The 1820-nt window shown below is 66.8% G+C and carries 1 protein-coding gene; it reads left to right on the plus strand.

Annotation, left to right across the window (positions count from 1 at the left end):
* Positions 1-1431 (plus strand): FkbM family methyltransferase (locus tag ACRDSQ_RS16195; protein ID WP_431422075.1); only part of this gene is annotated, 1431 nt, incomplete at its 5' end.
* Between the last annotated feature and the right edge of the window lie 389 nt (positions 1432-1820).

Here is a 1820-nt window from a genome sequence, read left to right on the forward strand (position 1 = left end):
GTCGCCGGGGCCGCCGACGACGACCCGCTGCGCGCCCTGCGGGCCGCCCGCCACGCCCTGCTGCGCAGGCCCGACGCCGATGTCGGGCACCGGATCCCGATGGCGCCACAGCTGCGCCGGGCTGTGCTCCGCGTGCTCAACCACTACGACCAGCACCTGACGTCGGTCCTCAACTCGCTCATCGACGGGATCGAACGCACCGCGGCCGAACTGGTCGAGCGCCAGGAGAAGCTGGCCAACGCGGGCGCGGGCCACGACATCGACCTGCTGCGCGCCGACCTGGACCTGATGGTCGAACGCGGGGCGCACCTGTCCAAGCAGGTCTCCGCGAACGGCGAAGAGGTCGTACGGCTGCGCGGTGAGGTCAGCCGGGGGACCAGGGCGGTCAAGGACCTGTCCGCCCAGATCCGGGAGACCCCGCCGCCGACGGTCGACCCCGAGCAACTGCGCGCGCTTACCGAGGCGCTGGCGGCCGGGCGGGCCCGGATCGACGCGCTGGAGGCCAAGCTCAACGACCGCCTCGGGGAGCGCGACAGCAAGGTCGCGCTGAGCACCTGGTCCTCGGACCAAGCTCTGCGGGCTACCGATGCGCTGCGCAGAGTCGTTGTGCGCCAACACGAACGGGTGATTCCGGCGGAGTTGGCCGACGTGCCCACCTCGCTCGTCCTGTGCGACGCGGGCTTGCTCCGGCTGCCCGCGCACGACGCGGTGATGTCCCCGGTGCTGTCGAGCAACGGGGTCTGGGAGCCCGACATCGCGGAGCTGGTCGACTCGCTCATCGAGCCCGAGAGCGTCTTTCTCGACATCGGCGCGTACGTCGGATACCACGCGATCCGCGTGCTCAGCAGGCTTGGCGCCGGCGGCACCGTGGCTGTCATCGAACCGTCCGGGGAAGCGGCGAAACTGTTGCGGCACAACGTATCCGAGAACGTCAGCGCGGCTGTGGCCGAACGTCTGGTGGTGCTGGAGGCGGCGGCGTGGGACAGCCAGTCTCCGCTGGTGGGGACCCCTGCGGGGGGTGGTGGCCTGACCGTCGCGCCACAAGATCCACAAAAGGTGATCACCACCACATCGGGTGAATATCCGATCGCGGGCGTTCGGCTCGACCGCGAGCTCGACGGTCTGGAAGCCACCCGCGAGCAGCGTCTGTCGGTCGTGAAAGTCGACGTTCCGGGCCGCGGACACCGCGCTCTGGGGGGTCTCGTGCGGCGTCTGCGCAAGGACCGACCGCACGTCGTCGTGGCCATGGATGGCGCTCTGACCAGGCGATATGGCGACGACCCCGGTGTGGTCCTGCGGGAGTTCCGCACGTGGGGCTACGAGCTCGTGCGCCTGGGCGAAGAACGTGCCGTCTCGGTCGAGGATGTGGTCGACGAGGTGCTCACCGGGCAGGTGCGCACACTGTGGCTCCGACCCTCCACAAGCCGCTGACCAGCCGATTTGACTTTGCGATCAGCTACCGCGTAACTTTCTCCATGTCGCACGGAGCGCCGAACAGAACAGGACGCAAGAGCCTGGCGGAGTCGGAGTGGAAGAAAGCTTCTGGTAGTGTTCAGGAGTCGGACACCACCGGGTCGAGCGGGTTGACACCGCGAATCGAACCGGGTAAAGTTCTGCGGCGTTGCCTGAACCGGAATCCCTGCAAGGATCACTAGATCCCGCATGGGGCCGATGCAGACACAAAACTTGTTTAGCAATACCAGCCTCTGATGCTGTCGCTCCTTACCGGGGTGGTTAATTCGGATGTGCGTGTGTTGTTTGAGAACTCAACAGTGTGCCGATTTAAGCCAGTAGAGCTTAAATATAGAACCCCTTAGTGG

The sequence above is a fragment of the Actinokineospora sp. genome (assembly GCF_050699995.1).
GTDB lineage: Bacteria > Actinomycetota > Actinomycetes > Mycobacteriales > Pseudonocardiaceae > Actinokineospora.